General features: G+C 45.3%; 19 protein-coding genes and 1 riboswitch. Of the genes, 8 read left to right on the plus strand and 11 right to left on the minus strand.

The window, feature by feature from the left end; all coding sequences use genetic code 11:
• The first annotated feature begins 267 nt into the window (after positions 1-267).
• The 5 genes from exeM (at position 268) to katB (ending at position 6117) form a co-directional block, all read left to right on the plus strand.
• On the plus strand, positions 268-2880 hold the full coding sequence (gene exeM / locus K0H59_RS04565; protein WP_220054788.1) for an extracellular exonuclease ExeM: 2613 nt from the start codon (positions 268-270) through the stop codon (positions 2878-2880).
• 129 nt (positions 2881-3009) lie between these two features.
• Positions 3010-3465 (plus strand): hypothetical protein, encoded by a 456-nt coding sequence (locus K0H59_RS04570; protein WP_220054789.1) that lies wholly within the window; start codon positions 3010-3012, stop codon positions 3463-3465.
• Positions 3466-3573: 108 nt separating this feature from the next.
• Positions 3574-4011, plus strand: coding sequence for a PaaI family thioesterase (locus tag K0H59_RS04575; protein ID WP_011716039.1), 438 nt, complete (start codon positions 3574-3576; stop codon positions 4009-4011).
• Between the two features lie 53 nt (positions 4012-4064).
• Positions 4065-4310, plus strand: coding sequence for a YgjV family protein (locus K0H59_RS04580; RefSeq protein ID WP_011716040.1), 246 nt, complete (start codon positions 4065-4067; stop codon positions 4308-4310).
• Positions 4311-4656: 346 nt separating this feature from the next.
• Positions 4657-6117 (plus strand): catalase KatB, encoded by a 1461-nt coding sequence (katB, locus tag K0H59_RS04585; RefSeq protein WP_220054790.1) that lies wholly within the window; start codon positions 4657-4659, stop codon positions 6115-6117.
• 70 nt (positions 6118-6187) lie between these two features.
• Here the strand turns inward: katB and K0H59_RS04590 are convergent, their stop codons facing one another.
• Positions 6188-6742 carry a TMEM165/GDT1 family protein gene (locus tag K0H59_RS04590; protein ID WP_088210953.1) on the minus strand — a complete coding sequence of 185 codons (555 nt, stop codon included), beginning with the start codon at positions 6740-6742 and terminating at the stop codon, positions 6188-6190.
• 399 nt (positions 6743-7141) lie between these two features.
• Positions 7142-7237: riboswitch (cyclic di-GMP riboswitch) on the plus strand.
• Between the two features lie 182 nt (positions 7238-7419).
• Between K0H59_RS04590 and gbpA the strand changes: the two genes are divergently transcribed.
• The 3 genes from gbpA (at position 7420) to K0H59_RS04605 (ending at position 12969) form a co-directional block, all read left to right on the plus strand.
• Complete coding sequence (gene gbpA, locus K0H59_RS04595) at positions 7420-8838, plus strand: N-acetylglucosamine-binding protein GbpA (protein WP_408733576.1); 1419 nt, start codon at positions 7420-7422, stop codon at positions 8836-8838.
• A gap of 560 nt (positions 8839-9398) precedes the next feature.
• On the plus strand, positions 9399-10574 hold the full coding sequence (locus K0H59_RS04600) for an aromatic amino acid transport family protein (RefSeq protein ID WP_220055553.1): 1176 nt from the start codon (positions 9399-9401) through the stop codon (positions 10572-10574).
• A gap of 238 nt (positions 10575-10812) precedes the next feature.
• Positions 10813-12969 carry a S46 family peptidase gene (locus tag K0H59_RS04605; protein ID WP_220054792.1) on the plus strand — a complete coding sequence of 719 codons (2157 nt, stop codon included), beginning with the start codon at positions 10813-10815 and terminating at the stop codon, positions 12967-12969.
• Here the strand turns inward: K0H59_RS04605 and K0H59_RS04610 are convergent.
• The 10 genes from K0H59_RS04610 to K0H59_RS04655 all read right to left on the minus strand — a co-directional run bounded on the left by K0H59_RS04610 (position 12943) and on the right by K0H59_RS04655 (position 19257).
• Positions 12943-13371 (minus strand): hypothetical protein, encoded by a 429-nt coding sequence (locus K0H59_RS04610; protein ID WP_220054793.1) that lies wholly within the window; start codon positions 13369-13371, stop codon positions 12943-12945. The genes K0H59_RS04605 and K0H59_RS04610 overlap by 27 nt on opposite strands.
• Before the next feature lie 371 nt (positions 13372-13742).
• Positions 13743-13970 (minus strand): DUF2188 domain-containing protein, encoded by a 228-nt coding sequence (locus K0H59_RS04615; protein WP_220054794.1) that lies wholly within the window; start codon positions 13968-13970, stop codon positions 13743-13745.
• An 11-nt stretch (positions 13971-13981) separates the two neighbouring features.
• On the minus strand, positions 13982-14116 hold the full coding sequence (locus K0H59_RS21370) for a zinc ribbon-containing protein (RefSeq protein ID WP_082038639.1): 135 nt from the start codon (positions 14114-14116) through the stop codon (positions 13982-13984).
• Between the two features lie 178 nt (positions 14117-14294).
• Entirely contained in the window at positions 14295-15200 is a 906-nt protein-coding gene (locus tag K0H59_RS04625) for a hypothetical protein (RefSeq protein ID WP_220054795.1), read from the minus strand.
• A 100-nt stretch (positions 15201-15300) separates the two neighbouring features.
• A complete protein-coding gene (locus K0H59_RS04630; RefSeq protein WP_220054796.1) occupies positions 15301-15741 on the minus strand; it encodes a hypothetical protein in 441 nt (146 codons plus the stop codon).
• Positions 15742-15866: 125 nt separating this feature from the next.
• Positions 15867-16403 (minus strand): cysteine hydrolase family protein, encoded by a 537-nt coding sequence (locus K0H59_RS04635; RefSeq protein ID WP_000833722.1) that lies wholly within the window; start codon positions 16401-16403, stop codon positions 15867-15869.
• Positions 16404-17002: 599 nt separating this feature from the next.
• Positions 17003-17329 (minus strand): contact-dependent growth inhibition system immunity protein, encoded by a 327-nt coding sequence (locus K0H59_RS04640; RefSeq protein WP_220054797.1) that lies wholly within the window; start codon positions 17327-17329, stop codon positions 17003-17005.
• Positions 17330-17401: 72 nt separating this feature from the next.
• Complete coding sequence (locus K0H59_RS04645; protein ID WP_011717327.1) at positions 17402-18007, minus strand: hypothetical protein; 606 nt, start codon at positions 18005-18007, stop codon at positions 17402-17404.
• Between the two features lie 108 nt (positions 18008-18115).
• Positions 18116-18490: a hypothetical protein gene (locus K0H59_RS04650; RefSeq protein WP_220054798.1), complete on the minus strand. Its 375-nt coding sequence runs from the start codon at positions 18488-18490 to the stop codon at positions 18116-18118.
• Positions 18491-18612: 122 nt separating this feature from the next.
• Positions 18613-19257, minus strand: coding sequence for a hypothetical protein (locus K0H59_RS04655; RefSeq protein ID WP_220054776.1), 645 nt, complete (start codon positions 19255-19257; stop codon positions 18613-18615).
• Positions 19258-20141: the final 884 nt, after the last annotated feature.

Below are 20141 nucleotides of genomic sequence, written 5' to 3' on the forward strand. Positions count from 1 at the left end.
TTTTTTGATTGTTATTTGCTCGTTTTCGCTCTGATATATCACTGTGATGTCTTTATCTTACTTATTGTTTTCTTACCGCTTAATACTTTTGTGTTATATCACTGTTCTGTATATAGGACAGTTTGAGTTGTAAAATTTCATTTCCATCAATATCTTATGAGCGCATAGTGGGATCTTCCCCTCTTTTTTTAGCTTTTCAACTCTGGAATAATCCGCCCGCACGTTAATAAAAATTAGCGGCGATATTATAATAATGGGGTTGATAATATGGATAATGTTAATAAGTTAACGGCTATTTCTTTAGCTGTGGCCGCAGCTTTGCCAATGATGGCAAGCGCTGATGTGATGATCACTGAATATGTTGAAGGTAGCTCAAACAACAAAGCTATCGAATTGTATAACAGCGGTGATACGGCAATTGATCTGGCGGGTTATAAACTCGTTCGTTATAAAGATGGCGCCACTGATGCTTTAGATATGCAAGCATTAGATGGACAAAGTATCGCGCCAAAATCCACGAAAGTGATTTTAAACTCAAGCGCAGTCATTACCCTGCCTCAAGGTGTCGATAGTTTTTCGGGCACGTTAAGTTTTAACGGTGGTGATGCGGTTGCCTTAGTCAAAGATGGTGCGGTAGTCGATATTATCGGTGATGTGCCTACGCCGACAGGATGGGGCCTCGATGTCACCCTGCAGCGTAAACTCGATTCATTAGTCGCCAACACTGTTTTTAATCCTGCCCAGTGGGAACAATTACCTAAGGACACCTTCACCGGTTTAGGTTCGCTAGAAGCTGCGACTGAGCCTGAAACCCCTGTCTTTAGCTGTAGCGGTGCGAAAATCGTCCCTATTTATCAAGTCCAAGGTGCGGGTGAATCCAGCCCTTATGTACCTGAAGGCGCATTCGAGTCTGAAACCGAAGTGACGGTTCGCGGCGTAGTGACCGCCCGTGGCGAAAGCTTATTTAAAGGCTTCTACCTCCAAGAAGTGAAAGGCGATAACTCGCCATACACCTCCGACGGTGTGTTCGTGTTTTTAGGTGAGAATCCCCCAGAAGCGATTCAACCAGGTGTTGAAGTCTGCGTTCAGGGTAAGGTGAAGGAATACTTCGGCCTAACCCAAATCGATATTAAAGCCGATAAGAAATTTGAAGTCGGTGCTAAGGGTGAAGTCCCTGCTGCAACACCATTCTACGTAGCTGATGGCGAAACCTTAGCGCAGGCATTAGAGCGCTACGAAGGCATGAACGTGAAACTGGATGCGGGTAGCGATCTGAAGATCAGCCGTACCTTCAGTTACGATTATGCGGGCCGTCGTAATAACATGCTGGTGTCTTACAAGGCGCCGTTGATGAAGCCGACTCAGCTCTATCCAGCATTGTCACCAGAAGCGACGGCGTTAGTTAAATCTAACCTTGAAAATCAGCTGTTTATCGAATCTGACTACAAGCCAGCCGACGGTGTTATCCCTTACTTCCCTGACTTTAACGTCGAAACCGGTTATATCCGTGTGGGCGACCAACTGACCAACCTCGAAGGGGTGATAGGTTACAGCTATGGCGCCTACCGTTTAGTGGCAACCAATACTATTACCGCTGGCGACTTTATCCGCGGTGACGATAGAACCGACGCGCCAAGTGTGGCCACTAAGGGCGATATCCGTGTTGCTAGCTTTAACGTGCTGAACTTCTTTAACGATGTGGTCGGTGGTGATACTAACCCATCGGGCAGTAACCGCGGCGCATTAACCGAAGAAGAAATGCTGCTGCAACGCGCGAAAATCGTCAGTGCTATCACCGCCATGAACGCCGATATCGTCGGTTTAATGGAAATCGCTAACAACGGCTTTGGTGAAAAGAGCGCGATTAAGAACTTAGTCGATGCCTTAAACGAGAAGCAAACCGCTGACAATGCTTATAGTTTCGTTGAAATCACCGATGAAGATAAATACGACGGTAAGTACTTCGGTAGCGATGCCATCACTGTGGGTATGCTTTACCGCGCGGGTAAAGTGAGCCTAGCGGGTGCGGCTCGTGCGATCGACACCCCTGAGCAACACGCGACAGCTGGCAGTGTGACTCGCACTAAAGACGGCAAGACTGAGACTAATCCAGGTAACGATGCTTACCAACGTCACAGCTTAGCGCAAACCTTTAAGATCCATGATGAAAACTTAACCGTTGTTGTTAACCATCTGAAATCAAAAGGTTCAGGCTGTTTAGAAGATTGGGTCAACTTCGAAGAGTCAGTCGATCCTGCCGATCAACAGGGCAAGTGTAACGCCTTCCGTGTATCGGCGGCTAAAGTGCTCGGCGAAGCCTTAAAAGACGTTAAGGGCGATCTGCTGGTCATTGGTGATATGAACGCCTACGGCATGGAAGATCCAATCCGCGTATTGACCGATTACGATGCGAGCAAGTCTGAGCGCGATATCATTACTGCCTCTTGGACTACTCTTGATGGCAAAGTGTTTGAGCGCCAAGGTAGCAAGATTGAGAAGGGCTATGGCCTAATCAACCTCAATACCAAGGCTCATGGCGCTGGTACTTACTCATACAGCTACAACGGTGAGTTAGGTAACCTCGACCATGCCTTAGCAAACACTAGTCTTGCCAAGCGTTTAGTGGATATCGAAGATTGGCATATCAACTCGGTTGAATCTAACCTGTTTGAATACGGCAAAAAATTCTCTGGCGAACTGGCCAAATCTGAGAATGCTTTCTCAGCCTCTGACCATGACCCAGTGATTGTGGCATTGAGCTACCCAGCGCCGGTTGAGCCACCAAAACCTGAGCCCAAGCCAAAGGATGATGGTGGTGCATTAGGATACTTAGGTTTAGCCTTACTATCGCTATTTGGCCTGCAACGCCGTCGCCGTTAATCGAGAGTTTGTACGCTCACGGCTAAGTTTGTGAGCTAAACTCAGAGCTAAGGGATGGTTTTACCATCCCTTTTTTATGGCTCGCATCGGGTGAAATGCCGAGAAGGTTCGTCAAACGGAGAAGATAAGATGGCAGTGACAGGCTCCTACCATTCAATCGAAGTGGCGAAAGCGCCACTGTGGTTTTATTTTGTCGCACTCATCAGTTTGTTATGGAACATCATGGGTTTATTGGCATTTGTTATTCAAATGACCATGACGCCTGAGGCTATGGCGCAGATGAGCCCAGATCAGATAAAACTCTATGAATCGACACCCGCTTGGCTCGACTTTGTGTTTGGTTTTGCGGTGGTTTCTGGCGTTATCGGTTGTCTGTTGTTACTCATTAAAAAAGCCTTTTCTTATAAAGTGTTGCTCGCGTCTCTGGTCGCCGTATTGGTGCAGATGGGCTATGTCTTTGGGATTCAGCAGGCGGCAGCGGTATTAGGCAGCGATGCCCTTATGATGCCGAGTGTGGTGATCCTGTGGGGGCTGTTTTTAGTCTGGTTTAGTCGTTTGGCTGTCACAAAGCATTGGTTAACTTAGGCGCAGCGACTCCTTGCCGTCTTATACTGATTAAGCCAATGCGTATGTGTTGAACTTCAGTCACTTCTTAGTAAACTGCTAGCTGGTTTTCTTTACTAGGATGTTGAAATGAGTATTTGGTTTAGACCTGTCACCTTAGAGGATTGTGCCCGTTTAGATGCTGGTATGGGGGGCAAAGGCACCTTGATGCAGACTCTCGGGATTGAGATCAGCGAGATTGGCGATGACTATATGAAGGCGACTATGCCTGCCACGCCCGCGGTACATAATCCCTTAGGCATAGTTCATGGCGGTGCGAACGTGGCGCTGGCCGAAACGGTTGCCAGCTACGCCGCAAACTTTGCGGTGGATTTCGAGCAATATTATTGTGTTGGACAAGAGATTAACGCCAACCATTTACGCGCTTCGCGTAATGGCGTGCTGACCGCGACGGCTAAACCGGTTCATTTGGGAAAACGCAGTTCGGTGTGGGAAATCTTAATCCATAATAGTGCAGGGGAGTTGACCTGTATTTCACGGATGACGGCGGCGGTAGTAAAACGCTAAGAAGGCTCAACCAACCTGTTTTAGTTGTATCAATCGATAAATAAGGACGTGATATGGATAGTGCAATGATGTGGGAATGGGTTGGTTATTTAGCGTCTGTAGTGGTAGCCATCTCTTTGATGATGTCTAATATCAAAAAGTTACGCTGGTGGAACTTGCTGGGGTCGGCATTATTCGTTGCCTATGGGGTAGCGATACAAGCTTACCCGGTGGCGGCGGTTAACTTTTTTATCGTGATAATCGATGCCTATTACTTAGTCGTCATCTATCGTGAACAGGCGGCCTCTGTCAATGAGTAATATGTAGCACTTTGAATCAATTGAAGTATTTTTTAAGTTTGTCTTAAGCTCGAGTTCTCATTTTTGCCAAGTCGGTTTGCGTTACGGCTGGCATACTCTTTATTCTGTCGCTGGCTATTTCATCGCATACGGGGAGTGAACTTTACTCCCTGAATGATCTAAGCACTCTTCGTTAATCTGAAATGTAGATTGTTTGAATCTATATTAATCGTTTTATTGAATCTGTATCTTTGTCTATTCTAACTCCATCGACAAAACGTCGCCCCGCCAAGGAGATAAGCCATGGCCACAATTTACGATTTAATTGAATCTTGGGTTAACACCAATCAAGAATGAGGAGCAAGGTATGAGTCAACAGTATTTAACAAGCCAAAGCGGTTCTCCAATTGCTGACGATCAAAACTCATTGTCAGCGGGCGAGCGTGGTCCTTTACTACTGCAAGATTGGCATTTAATTGAAAAGCTTGCCCACTTTAACCGTGAGCGTATTCCTGAGCGTGTTGTGCATGCCAAAGGCACTGGCGTATACGGTACTTTCACCCTGACCAAAGACTTAAGCGAATACACCATTGCCGATCACTTTAACGGTGTTGGTAAGCAAACTGAAACCTTCGTACGCTTCTCTACCGTGGGCGGTGAAATGGGTTCTGCTGATGCCGAGCGCGATCCCCGTGGTTTTGGTCTGCGCTTCTATACCGCTCGTGGTAATCACGATATCGTGGGTAACAACACGCCGACCTTCTTCCTGCGTGATGGGATTAAGTTTCCAGACTTTATCCATACCCAAAAGCGTAACCCATTGACTAATTTGAAAGATCCACAAGCTATGTGGGACTTCTGGTCATTAAACCCTGAAGCCATGCACCAAGTGACGATTCTGATGTCTGACCGTGGTATTCCGGCAAACTACCGCCAAATGCATGGTTATGGTTCGCATACTTTCTCGTTCTGGAATGCTAAAGGTGAGCGTTTCTGGGTGAAGTTCCACTTCAAATCGCAGCAAGGCGTGGTGAACTTAACCAATGAGCAAGCCGATAAGTTAAAGGGTATCGACCCTGACTCATCCCAGCGCGATATGGTGGTAGCAGTGACTGACGGTAACTTCCCTCGTTGGACTGTGAACGTACAGATTATGCCTGAGAGCGACGCCAACACTTACCATATCAACCCATTCGATTTAACTAAGGTGTGGCCACATGGCGATTACCCGTTAATTGAGATTGGTGTGTTAGAGCTGAATCGTTTACCGCAAAACTACTTTGCCGAAGTCGAGCAAGTGGCATTAGCACCGAGCAACTTAGTACCAGGTGTAGGCGCATCGCCCGATAAGATGTTACAGGCACGTTTATTCGCCTATGCCGATGCGCAGCGTTACCGTATTGGGGCGAACTACAACCAGTTACCAGTAAACTGCCCACATGCGACTAAAGCGAATCATCACCAACGTGCTGGCGCTATGGCGGGAACGCAATGCCCATACCATGGTAGCCAAACTGGTGGTGATGCCGCGGCTAACTATGGTCCAAACAGCACTGCGGGGGCTTTAGTTGAACCGGCTAACTTTGCCGAGCCACCATTGCGTTTAGATGGCGAAGCGGCGCGTTACAGCCGTTACAATCAGGATGATTACACGCAAGCGGGTAACCTGTATCGTATCTTCAGCGAAGCAGAGAAAGCGCGCTTAGTGGAAACGATTTCTGGCTCACTGCGTCAGGCGAGTTTGGATGTACAGCAACGTATGCTGGCACACTTCCACAAGGCCGATGCGGATTACGGTCAACGGATCCAAACTGCACTCGGGTTATAAGCTTAATCAACCCATAAAAAAGGCCAGTGTTATCACTGGCCTTTTTGTTTACTTAATTTTAATCAATTAGTTAAAGCACTAGCGTTGCGACACCTAATAGGGCGAATAAAATCGCACAACCTCTATGGATCCACTTCATCGGTAGTTTTTCGGCACTAAAATGCCCTGCAATCACCACTGGGACGTTCGCCAGCAACATACCCAAAGTGGTACCTGCAACCACCATGGCTAAGGCATCGTATTTAGCGGCTAATACGACAGTCGCGATCTGGGTTTTGTCGCCCATTTCGGCAATAAAGAACAGAATAAAGGTCGCTATAAAAGGCCCCATCTTATAGAAACGGCTTTCTTCGGCGTCTACTTTATCGGGGATTAACACCCATAGCGCAATCGCAAAGAAGGAAGCGGCAACCAAGTAGCGTGCTACATCTGGGCTTACCCAGTTAATCGCCCATTGGCCAAGCCAAGCGGCGGCAAAATGGTTAAACAGGGTTGAGAGTAAAATCCCCAAGATAATCGCGGTTTTATTTTTAAATCTTGCAGCGAGTAATAGGGCAAGCAGTTGAGTTTTATCGCCAATTTCGGCGATGGCAACCGTAAAGGTTGAGGCGAGTAACGCTTCCAAGTGTGATCCTTTAGGGGTGGTTTTTGACATAAGCACAATAGACCGTCCACCCCTAGGTGCGGTTACTGTGCTCAGGTCTTGCAGGACAAATCGATGATTTGCTGTGAACACCATGGCATGCGGCCAAGTATGTTGATGTTCACCCTGAATATCGATGGCTCGAAATCCAGTTAGCTACTCCCCCGAAGCGAGGAGGGCATTATACCCAAGTGAAACATGGTTTCAAGATTAAACTCATCAAGTCAGAGGGCAAATAATCTGACAGACGCCAATAAAATACCGCTCAACGTTTTGTAATGCATTGAATTGTAACATTTTAATTTTTGACAACGTTGTCTTTTATTGTTAGGTTAGCCCTGTCTCAATTTAAGTTACATATTGTTAACTTGAATGGAGAACCACCGTATTTGGCAAACTAATTGAAAAATTAGGACGCAAAGCCTCCGGTCTAAGGTTGTAAAGGGATGTTGTAACTAAGATAGCGGGGTTGCCTCTGAATTGATTTAATGCTTTCAATTCTTTGAAAAATAAACGGCTTTGCTTAATGCTGTTTTGCCTAAATACCACTTTTATACCTATGCCAATCTCATCGAGAAAGGCACCCTACGGAGTACATTAAAGTGGAACATCAAACTGCTTTTTCACCAATCACAAACGCTAAACTCAAACGTCCGCAACTGGCTCGCTTAAGCCTAATTGCCTTAGCTTTAAGCGCCACGAGTGCCCTCGTCAGCCAAACGGCGTCGGCCCACGGTTATGTCGTATCACCTGAGTCACGCTCGTACGCCTGTAAAACCGGCAGCAATTTAAACTGCGGCGCCGTTCAGTGGGAACCGCAAAGTGTTGAAGGTCCATCAGGTTTTCCTGAGTCAGGCCCTGCCGACGGTAAAATTGCCAGCGCCGCCAACGGGGCGTTTTCTCCCTTGGATGAACAGAGCCCAAGTCGTTGGTCTAAGCGTGATATCAAGTCGGGTTGGAATGACTTTTCTTGGCAGTTCACCGCTAACCATGTGACCCGCAATTGGCGTTACTATTTAACTCGCCAAGGGTGGGATCAAAATCAAGCGTTGAGCCGTGCAAGTTTTGACTTAGCGCCCTTCTGTGTGGTCGATGGTGGCATGGTGCAGCCGCCTAAGTTAGTGACACATAACTGTTATGTGCCTGAAGGCAGAACCGGTTATCACGTGATTTTGGCCGTGTGGGAAGTGGGGGACACCACTAACAGCTTCTACAATGCCATCGATGTGAACTTTAGCTCTGGCTCCGTGGTGCCGGGCGAGTGGACCGATATTGGTGATATTAATCCGTCACTCGATCTTAAGGCGGGTGATAAGGTGATGACGCGGGTGTTTGACGCCAACGGTGAGCAAACAGCCAAGCAAACCCAGATAACCATTGCCGATGCCACCCAAGGCGCCAAGCAAAATTGGCCATTCCTGTTAGCCAGCGCGATTAATGCCCAGCAGCCACAACTTAAGGCGGGGCAGAAGAATGCCTCTGGAGTGATCTCGCCCGTTTACGGTAAAAATGAGATTTATGCCGCGCCTAATTCGGGTCTAGAGCGAGTGGAAGTGAGCTTTGATATTGCGCCTGCGCCGGGCAATCAGCTCGATGTCACGTCACTGGCCGATGATTACACCATTGTCGATGGTGCCGCTCAGGTCAGTTTCGATGTTAGCACCAATACCGATATGCAGGTCTCGGCTTACCTGTTTAGCCACGATGGCACGGCAGCAGGGTATGTCACGCAAGCGGTCAACAATACCAGCGCGAGTTTAGTGCTTGATGTCGTTGCGCCAAAGGCGGGCCATTATCACTTACAGGTGAAGGGCGAGCCTAAGCAAGGCGAGGTTATCCAGCAAAACTTCGATCTGTTCTTAAAAGATCAAGCCACAGCGCCCGATGCCGACTTTGTCTTCCCCGAGGGCATTAAAAACTATGTGGCGGGTACTAAGGTGCTGCAACCTAAAACCGGCAAGATCTATCAATGTAAACCTTGGCCCTACAGTGGTTATTGCATGCAATGGTCGCCAACGGCAACTGGGTTTGAACCGGATGTCGGCGGCTCTTGGGCTATGGCCTGGACTGAGTTGTAACCCGTTAACAGGGGAATGAGGGATTGTGAGTCGTGTTAATCCGCGTTAGCGCAATCCCGTATCCCAGTTAGCGAATCGCAAAGCCAATAGATAAACCCTGCAATGCCACAGGTGTTGCAGGGTTTATTGTTTTGATAACAGATCCGCCTCGATTTTTTATCTTTTACTCACATTTCCTCTTCGGATAGCCAAAGCAGCGTCATCTTTGTCTATAACTGGCTTGCCCGCTGGGATAGGCTCTGTTAATGTCCCTAGCTATCTTCTATTACGCGCGATGTCGCTGCTTTGCTAAGGCAATCACGGTTGAAATTAATGTCACTTTTCTGCAAACGATTTAGTTAGCCTCAATGGCGACTGGGTTGAAATATTCAAAAGCTATTGGGGCCAATTGATCTGCTCTTTGAGATCGGATTGGATGCTTTAAGTTTAGTGACGCTTTTCGTTTGAGATTGCTGTTGGCTTAATCACAGAGTGCGCAAGGCTTTATCCTTCAAATCTACTCAAAAAACCTTAAAAAATAATAATTAATACTTGAACAGGATAATTGTGTGAATTCAAAAATGTTAGGCTCGATAGCCATTGTCGCGGGGACCGCCATTGGCGCGGGAATGTTAGCCTTACCCTTAGCCACGGCCGCCTTAGGCATGGTGCCAGCCATTTTGCTAATGGTGGTGATTTGGGGCTTGTCAGCCTATACCTCATTGTTAATGCTTGAGATTAACCTGCGCTCTGGCATCGGTGATAACGTCCATGCGATCACGGGCAAACTCCTCGGCAAGAAAGGCCAAATGGTGCAAGGCGCCTCCTTTCTCAGTTTGCTCTTTGCTTTAACAGCAGCGTATTTGACGGGCGGCTCATCGCTGTTAGTTCTTAAAGCCAAAAATATGTTTGATCTCGTGTTAGACAACCAGCTGGCGGTGGTGCTGTTTACCTTAGTGCTGGGTGGATTTGCGGCCTTAGGGGTGGCTTGGGTCGATAAAGCCTCGCGCTTCTTGTTTTCGCTGATGATTTTATTGCTGATTGTGGTCGTGCTGTTTTTATTACCCGAAGTCAGCATCTCGAGTATGGCAACCAGTGCAGTGGCCGAGTCCATGACCAGCAGTTGGATGGCGGCGATTCCAGTGGTGTTTACTTCCTTCGGTTTCCACGTGTGTATCGCGACCTTAGTGCGTTATTTAGATGGCGATGCAGTGTCGCTGCGCAAAGTATTATTAATCGGTTCAACCATTCCACTCGCTTGTTATATCTTCTGGTTATTGGTGACCTTAGGCACAGTCGGTGGCACCGAAATCAGTAGCTTTAATGGCTCTTTACCTGCGCTTATCAGTGCATTACAAGAGATTGCCCACACGCCTTGGATCAGCAAATGTATTTCGCTGTTTGCGGATTTAGCCTTAATCACCTCTTTCCTCGGGGTCACCTTAAGCCTGTATGATTTTGTGGCCGAACTGACCCGCGCGAAGAAGACCTTCCTCGGCCGCGCCCAAACCTGGTTGTTAACCTTTGTGCCGCCGCTGTTATGTGCGCTCTATGTCCCCGAAGGTTTTGTTGCCGTATTAGGCTTTGCCGCCGTGCCGCTGGTGGTGATGATTATCTTCCTGCCGATCGTAATGGCACTGCGTCAGCGCCAAGCCACGCCGCAGGGATACCAAGTGTCCGGCGGCACATTTGCCCTCGGGATTGCCGGTCTGCTAGGCGCGGTGATTATCGGCGCTCAGCTATTTGTCGCGCTGTAACTGAAGGTTGTTTCACGCGCTGATACGGCAGAGTGAAACCGATATATATGATGAATGTATTTGCTTTGTAAGCGAATTTTTCTAACTCTGTTATAGAGTGCGTGCGATATGCTAAAGTCAGGCCCAGTGCCTGACTTTTTGCTTTTTAGCGTTAACCAAAGCGGCATGTAATCCCAATAAATATAAGAAATGGCCTCGCAAGCGCTCGGCTTTCTTCACCTAAAACGGACTTAAGATAATGAAAAAATGGTTACTCTCAGTTGCCGTGGCGGCGAGTTTTGCCTCCCATGCCGATGAAGGTATGTGGCAGCCACACCAATTGCCCGCAATGGCCGATGAACTCAAAGCGAAAGGCTTAGAGATTGATGCAAAATCGATTTCCAAACTGACCGAATTCCCCATGAATGCCGTGATCAGCCTAGGTGGTTGTACGGCATCTTTTGTATCGCCAAAAGGCTTAGTCGTGACAAACCATCACTGTGCCTATGGTTCGATTCAATATAACTCGACTCCAGAGAAAAACCTGTTACAGGACGGTTTCTTAGCTAAAACCTTTGCCGATGAATTACCCGCGGCGCCTGGTTCTCGCGTTTATGTCACCGAAGATGTCACCAACGTGACTGAGCGCGTTAACGCTGGGCTTGAAAACAAGACGGGCCGTGAGTTTTATCAAGGTGTTGAGAACCAAGAAAAAGCACTCGTTGCCGAGTGTGAAAAGGATGAAGGCTACCGCTGCCAAGTGTATAGCTTCCACGGCGGCTTAGAATACTATCTGGTAAAACAGTTAGAAATCCGCGACGTACGTTTAGTCTATAACCCCGCGGGCAGCGTCGGTAAATACGGCGGCGATGTGGATAACTGGATGTGGCCGCGCCACACGGGCGACTTTTCCTTCTACCGCGCCTATGTGTCTAAAACCGGTAAACCTGCCGAATTTAGCGCCGACAATGTGCCGTACGAGCCAAAGAGCTTCTTAAAAGTCTCGGCCAAAGGCGTGAGTGAAGGGGATTTTGTGATGGTGGCGGGTTACCCCGGCCGTACCAACAGATACCGCACCGCGAACGAAGTGCAAAATCAGTTCGAATGGGCTTACCCAGAAGGCAAGATGCTGCGCGAACGTTTTATTGAAATCATCAAAGAAACCGCGCCAGAAGGCAGCGACGAGCGCATTAAGTACGAGAGCCAAATCGCAGGCTTAGCGAACTACGCTAAAAACTTTACCTCTATGATCGAGTTTTATGGCAAATCCACCATGTTAGCCGACCGCAAGGCCCGTGAAGCCGAGCTCGCCGCATGGATTGCTAAAGACAGCAGCCGCGAAGCCAAATACGGTAAAACCTTAAGTGAATTAGACGCGCTGATCGCCAAGAGCAAAGCCCATCAAGAACGGGATATGATTTTAAGCTACATTGGCAACACTACTATGGTGCCAACGGCGACCAATCTGTACCGTTTAGCCCATGAGAAGCAACTGCCTGATATGCAGCGTGAACCCGGCTTCCAAGACCGCGATATGACGCGTTTCAAGGCGAGCATGGAGCGTATCGATCGCCGTTATGCCCCAAGTGTCGATAAGGCCGTGCTCTTGGATATGCTTAAACGTTATGCCGCGTTACCTGAGGCGCAGCGCTTACCTGCAATGGATAAAGCCTTTGGTATCGATAAAAAGGTTAACGAAGCTAAACTGGCGAAAACCTTAGACAAAATGTACGCCAAAACCGAGCTGGGCAACAAAGATGTGCGTTTAGCTTGGATGGAAAAATCCGTTGATGATTTCAAAGCCTCTAAGGATCCTTTTATTCAATTCGCCGTGGCCATGTATGACACCAACATGAGCGAAGAGAAGAAAGAGAAAGAGTTAGATGGCGAGCTGATGAAAGTGCGTCCACAGTATATGGATGCCATCATTGCCTATAACCGTGAGCAAGGTAAGCCAGTGTACGCCGATGCGAACTCTAGCCTGCGCGTGACCGTTGGCCATGTTAAAGGTTATGAACCTAAAGATGGTTTAGTAGCTAAGCCCTTTACTCGCCTCGAAGGCATAGTGCAAAAAGACACGGGCGTTGACCCATTCGATGCGCCGAAAAAGCAGTTAGAGCTTATCAAGCAGAAGCAATACGGTGATTTTTATGTGAAAGCCATCGATTCTGTGCCGGTAAACTTCCTGTCGACCTTAGACACAACGGGTGGTAACTCTGGTTCTCCAACCCTAAACGGCCGTGCCGAATTAGTGGGTTTACTGTTCGATGGCGTGTATGAAAGCATCATCGGTGACTGGGCGTACGACGATAATATCAACCGCTCAATCCAAGTCGATAGCCGTTATATGCTGTGGGTGATGAAGTATTTAGATAATGCCGACAACCTATTAGCCGAGATGGAGATCGTTAAATAATCCATCGCCGCATCGCACAGGTGCGGCAAGTATGATTGCAAAGCCGCTTCTGTCATATGATTTACGGGATAAATAGGTAGCAATTGCAAGATAAGAAGAAAGCGATAAACCAATGTGGTTTATCGCTTTTTTGTATGTAATGACTTGCAGATAATTGTTGAAAGCAGTATTGCTAGGCGAGCCATGGTATTCGCTCACCGACACGGAGAATAGAAACCTAGGGTTTCTAAGCTTATGAACGAGAGCCATGGATGGCGAACTGGCCGTTAAACAGGGATGTTGTTCAAGTCCATCCGTGGATGTAGGGCCGCCCCATCTGATGTGAATTGATTCACGAATGCCGCGATGGCATGGATGCCAAAAAGCGGCCATGGGGCGGACGGTCGTCTCGCTAATCACCATGACTCACTCTTTTAGCATCGGTGTAGCTTGCAGGTTTTAAAGAAACACACAGCATGCTTTGGGACAAAAGCGATTAACCTTTTTATCTATTTATGGAGTTTATTGTCATTGTTTCCCCAGTGACTCGCCGCCTCTTTATTTAACATGAAGTATCCCTATAGGCTCGACGGCGACATCCATGTCGCCAACGGTCACTGGTGCCCCAATGCCAATTTTAACTACCCATTTGCGATATGTACGTAAGAAGTTAAGGGACAAAAATGAGTTAGGTTATTAACTCTAACTCGTCATTTTCGGATGAAAATCTCTATGGGCTAACACCTCAATCAGCCGACGCGATAGCGGTCGGCTGCATTGAATTGTTATTTTAGTTATCCTTTTGGAGGAAAAGGATCGTTACCGTGGCTATCCTTTCCGCCAATTTGTCCATCTTTATTATGAATAACTAGTTCGGTATTTTGATTTTGGCTAATTTCCCTTGCTCGGTCGACAGCATCCTGCTTTTTATCAAAATGACCGGACGAACGTTGGCCACCACTTTGCTTAATGTCCCAACCACCATCAGGGTTTGGAACAACATGTGTAGATTTACCAGTCATTGTATTTCCTCCTATGGCGTGTACTCAGTTTCTTGGCATTTAGGACATGGCGGCAAGGTGTCTGAATTGTCATCTAAGACAACCACCTGCCCACAGTTATCACATGTGTATGCACCTTTTCCTGGTTTTTCCCCAGTAGTAGACATATCGTTTCTCCATTCACTTCCCTTGAAATGGCACTGCACTTACCGTGAGGGATGCGCGGAAAGGTGCCAAGAAATTTAACGCCGCCTTAAGCGGTGAGTGACTGTTGGCTAAAATGTGAAGCGAGTTGAAACCGAGCCAACTGTTACGAATCTGACTTTAAGGCTTTGTTAGTTTACGTTAATATTTGCTATCGAAGTCATTACAATCTGGGCATGTATAAGTATATGTATCGACCCAGCTACTCATTTCACCATTTGGCCAAGATGAACCACATATTTCACAATCCACTTCAATATCTTCTGAATCTTCGTTTCCACACATCGTGCATTTAAAACCAGTTGAAGAGTCTTCGTTTGGAATCATCAAATCACTCACGTTACACTCTGGGCAATCATATGTAGCCCAATGTACGTCATATTGATGCTTTAGTCTTACTCCTCTAAAAGCAGCGTTATGAGCATCTCTAACTTCTACCTTAGCTTCTTTTAATTCGTGTTCATATTCATCAGCTAATGTTTGAAAAACACCAAGATGATCTTTACTTATTACATCTTGCAATCCAACGACACTAAATATATCTGTAAACTCATCAAACCCACGAGTTAATCGGCCTAATGCTAACCTGACTTCTTTGGTATCCATTACAAACTTGTGATGTTCGATATCATTCCTAAGATCTTTTAGCGATCTAATTTCAGAAGCCAACTCGGAATCAAAATAGTCTTTATCAGATTCAACGTATGCGAGTGCCATATCTAGAGTGATTGTATGTGGATTGAGATTGCCTTTAACAGGTAATTCAAAGTCAAACTCTTCGTCTTCCAAAACTTCAAAAGCGTCAATTAATGATATTTCATCTTTTTTAGCTCTTTTTTCAACGACTCTAAATACTTTTGAGTATATTAAGTTCTCGTCTATTGTTGAAATGTAGTGTTTTAAAATTAACTCCATAAAGTGACAGAAATGTAGTAAAGCAAATTTATGAGATCGTCTACATCCATTTTGCCCTTGTGCATATTTGGCTAAAGCTTCATCTAAACTATCGATTGCATTTCCAATAATATCTAGCTCATATTTGTGCACGACTTCTCCTTAGTAAACTAACGCCGCCAGCAGCGGCCGAGTGAAACGAGGTCCAGCGACCGCAGGGAGCGATGCTGGCTGGCCTTGTTATGAGCTTTTGCTAGTGCCACAACAAATTATCTTTATAGTTCGCAGGAGGTTTTCCATCAGTAGTTAACCCCAAGTAGTAATAAAAACTTACCATTTTACCGCCAATGTCAGCGGAACCAACAAAATACCAATGATCTGTATAAGACACTAAGCCGAAATGTGAGCGATGAGAAGCCTCTGAAACTTTAATTTCTGTACCTTTGATAAGAGAAGCAACATCCACACCAAGAGGACAGGACTCGAAGCCATGGTTTTCATATAGCTCATTGACGGGTAAGCCTCTCGCAAACATTGCATTGTTATCAATGGAGCAAATGAAAGCGTTCTTTACTAAATGTTTTATGCCTATGTCACCTTCAAATTGATAACGGTCTGAAACATTCTTTATGGTTGTGCAACCAGCCAAAATAATTGTTAGGCTAAAAATTAGGAAATTATTCATATGGCTCATAACGCCCGCCTAAGGGGCTGGCAACGCATTACCACTAAACTCAAACACAACAACTGCAACCACCGCAGCTCAATGGGACTGGAAACGCCACGCGTTGACAGTCCCTCTTGAGGCGTTTGTTAGCCCTATGATGACCAAATGCTATCAAATGGAATCGCTTCAATTTTCACGCCAAAACTCGAGATATTCGGCAAGGTCGAATTATGATGTTTTCGTATTTCTGCGCCAGTTGCATGCATTTTATCGTGAGTCGTATGCGCATCAGCTATCAATGTTACATGATAGCCAAGACCTGCTGCTCGACGAGCTGTCGTATCAACACAAAACTCTGACGCGTAACCACATAAAAGTACGCGCTCAACTTCAAGCTCTTTTAATACTTTCTCGAGATTGGTATGCAGAAACGAATCTGGAGTTGTCTTGCGTACAAATAAGTCACTGGACTCTATCACTAAACTTGCTTGTAACTTCCAACCATCTGAGCCGTACTCAATGCCTGTATTAGGTTGTTCATGTTGAATAAAAATGACTGGGATTGAGTAACTTCGAGCTGATTCAGTGACGGCATTAATTTTTTCCAACACCAATTGTGACTCAAATGGGCGTGGTTCTGGATCAAATAAAATCGACTGAACATCGATCACTAAAACCGCAGATTTCATAATATTCCTCTGATAGGGCTAACGCCCAATTAAGTAGTGAGCAACTCACTACAAAAGCCAACGCATTGCGCCATAAACACAAAACTCACCGCAAACCAAAAATGCCAAGCGTTGCGAATCTGCTTAAATTGCTTGTTAGCTGCGACGTTTTGGCCGGAGGTTTGCCACCCAACGGCCTAATTGAAAACACATTATTGCTTTCAAACAACGATGTAAAACAGACAACTCGAAAACTACAATCCGAACCACGAAACGCGCATGACAAAGAAGAAATAGCAGATAAACTTATCAGCCATGCGGGCTTAAATTTGCAAAGAATTCTTTCGAAGAAGCCGACGACCACGTGCGCAGAAACAGTTTGGGTACGACAGCGTTTCAAAACCAAAGAAGCCACAACAAAGAACTCAACAACCGCACCACTTCCCGTAAGCTAATACGGGTTAGTTCAACCACTTCACGAAAAGTGCCACTGGCGAGATAGGCGGTAAAGCGCGGACTTTCAGGTGTAAAGCTAGAACCTCTGACCAAGGCTAATAGACTATTAACTTTAGGATCTTCCTAATTCCAGCGAACGAAGTGAGCGATAGTTGAGCGCATTGTTAGGTGCTTGCCCCACCTTCTGTATTTTTGACTCTGAGCAGCAGATATTCACTAAATGAGTTAAGCCATTGTTTGGCATCATTTTCTGAGTTCCAATACCTGCCTCCGGATTGGTATCTACGTAGTGTGTCTAAAATTTGGTTATTTGAAGTGGATAGAAGCTCGTTGACGTCAGATAGAAGTACTTTGTCATTGGCGAGTTTTTCGCATTCAAAGTAAGAGTTCCAGAGCTCCTGCTCGTTTGAATTTCCAATATCAAGCGCCCAGTCCTGGTGGTAATAGCAGGACATAAAGTACTTAAGTCTCGGGAATTTCTGGGATTCCATTCAAGCACCTAACGCCGCCAGCAGGGGCAGACAAAGCGCGCAGCGGTTTGGCTGTCCCTCTGGCTGGCTTTGTTACGTGCAGATCTTGCACAGATGTTTAATTGTCTTTTCATGTTCCTTACCGACTAAGCCAACATCTTGATGAAATCGAAATCCAGATTTTTTAACTTTAGCAGCTTCGAGAGCCTTTTTTGCCTCTGAGCCATCGCTACCGATTAATGCTTTAGATGCGTGCCACTTATAATGATCAAGAGGAAACGTGAGTCTATCAACATGCTCATTAAGCACATCAAGAGCATTGGCGTACTCGTTTTCAATTTTTCGAGTTGCTACCAAATATGGATAATCAAGGTACACCCCGGTTTGGTGGTTTGGAAATTCTCTTTCCCTCTCAAGCACTTCTTTGAAAGCAGAAATACATCCATCCAAATCGTTTAGCGCTTTAAATGCGGTTGCTTTTGCCAATAAAGCACGAACATCATCAAATTTATCCTTTCTTGATTCGAAGTATTCATTAACCAAACGAAGCGATACTTCTGGATCATTATCAGCCAAAGTGAGAGCTTGGATTACTAAATATTGATCTCGCTGCGTTCTTGCTCGCTTCAACTTCGAATAGAAATGTTCTTCGATAGAAGCATTCCAATTTTTATTCCTGTACCAATCATCGGATGACACAATAAATCCTTAGCACGTAACGCCCCAAGCAGGGGCAATAACACGTAGGCTAACATACCGAACGAAGTGACGGGAGCCTACGTGTTAGTGTCCCGCTGCCTTGGTTTGTTAGGCACGTTGCCACAACACTTCCAAGTTCTTTTTAAATGCCCCTAAATTTACTCGATTTAGCCAATCGCATTCTAAACCGTACCTTTCATTAATTTCTGAAACAAGTGTGTCAAAACCGCTCATAAATTCATTGAAGGCTGTTCCGTGCTTGGTGTCAGGTGAATGGCATAAGCACAACACAACTGGATCTACAGTTAAGTTATCTTGCTTAAAAGCGGTAATGGAGCAGATATTGTCCCAGTCGATAACTGTGATAGCCATATTATTTTTAAACAAATAAATACTTTTGTTATTTACTTTTATTTCAAAGATATCTTCGCCACCACTCTTAATGCGGAATAATAGGCTTTGAAAAAATCTCGTAATCTTCATGTCAATTTTAGTGCCTAACGCCTTGCTAATTGGCTGCCGCAGCGAAGCGTAGGCAGTCCAGTGGAGGCCACGCTACTTGTGGCCGGAACGAAATTAAGCAACTTGTTATACGGCATTTTCCACTAATTCCCATAATACTCATCTACTTGTTTTGATAAGTTTTTTATTGGTTTAGCTCCATCAAAATACTCTGACGTTTTGTTATGAAACTCAACAAAGCCCAACTTAGTTTCAACGTCATACTCACCAAGAGCTTCATCTAGGAACAAATAACCTAAGTTGCCATAAGTCGTGTGTTCTTTTTCGTTGTAGTTATCAAAAAACAAAACAATGCCCAACTTATCTTCATCTTTATATAAGTTGTAATAAACGTCTTCAGATTTTATTGAAACACCACCAAAGTTAAGATCATTAAGGGGCGATCTTCGAGGCCGAAATTTTATGATTATCCATTTTTTCAATTCAGGTGCTGAGTTAAATAGCAATTCAACTGAAGGGAATGAATTTTTTATACCTCCAGCGCTTATTACAAACTCCCTTTTACCATTCTCTCGAATAGGGCTAAATTCAAAAGTAAGTTCGGGATCAACTTTAGAAAGTGCTGCAGATAGTTTATCAAAAGTGTTTTCTGTATCTCTTTCGAAGTTAAAGATCATATCTTCATTCTTTTGAAACCATTTCCAAAAATCAGCTTCAACCGCTGCACTTGCTTTCGAGCCAAATAACGAAAGTATTCCCATAACTATTAATTTGACTCCGTGTTTCATAGTTTCGTTGCCGTATAACATTTTATTAGTGCGCATGCGCGTTTATCACGTTAGACCAGTAAAAATGCGCACAGTTAACTATCTGTTTATGCAGAAGTTATCAGCTTTTTATAAAATACACCATCTGGAAAAACGCGCATGCGCGTTTTCCAAACCTATTAACTAAAATTCAGTTACTATATTCACCTGATTTTAAAGAGTTTTATTTTGGATGGAATTAGTGCGCACTGATATTGTCTTAAAATCACTCCAAAGTATCTAAATTTAAATATGACTGTATAGCCATACATTATTAGCCGTTTCGCGGTAGGGGCAAACATAGGTAACTAGATAAGAATTTGTATGGCAACAAGAGTAGGTATTTTCGATTGAGATAACGAGCCGAAACACACTTTGGGGCATAAAGCTTTTAGCCAAATGAACAGTGCAATGGCCGTCAAAATTGCCATTGTTACAACAGTGACCGTTGGCGACATGACCGCTCTTTCACATCCATGTGAACGCGGCATTTACACTTCCATGTGTTGCAGATGCCGCCGTCGAGCCTATAGGAATACTTCTTGTGAAATAAAAGGACGGCGTGTCACTGGGGAAACAATGACAATTCATCCTACACACCTGACGACAAACTTATCTCGCTTTGGGGCAATAGCTTTTAGCAAGATGAACAGTGACCGTTGGCGGCATATAAATCTCCTTGTTCAATGCTTAATCAAGTATAGATGGAGGTTATTCCACGCTATTTAAAGAAGGATATCTCAGTATTGCCCGTATTTCCTTTTCAATAAAAAGTATTACTTTCATACGGGTTAATACCTAGGTAAATATTTATATCGTATTATCCCGTCACTATTTTTTATCTAGTTAGTTAGTTAGTTAGTTAG

The organism is Shewanella sp. FJAT-51649, from assembly GCF_019457435.1.
In the GTDB taxonomy this organism is placed as follows: Bacteria; Pseudomonadota; Gammaproteobacteria; order Enterobacterales; family Shewanellaceae; genus Shewanella; species Shewanella mangrovisoli.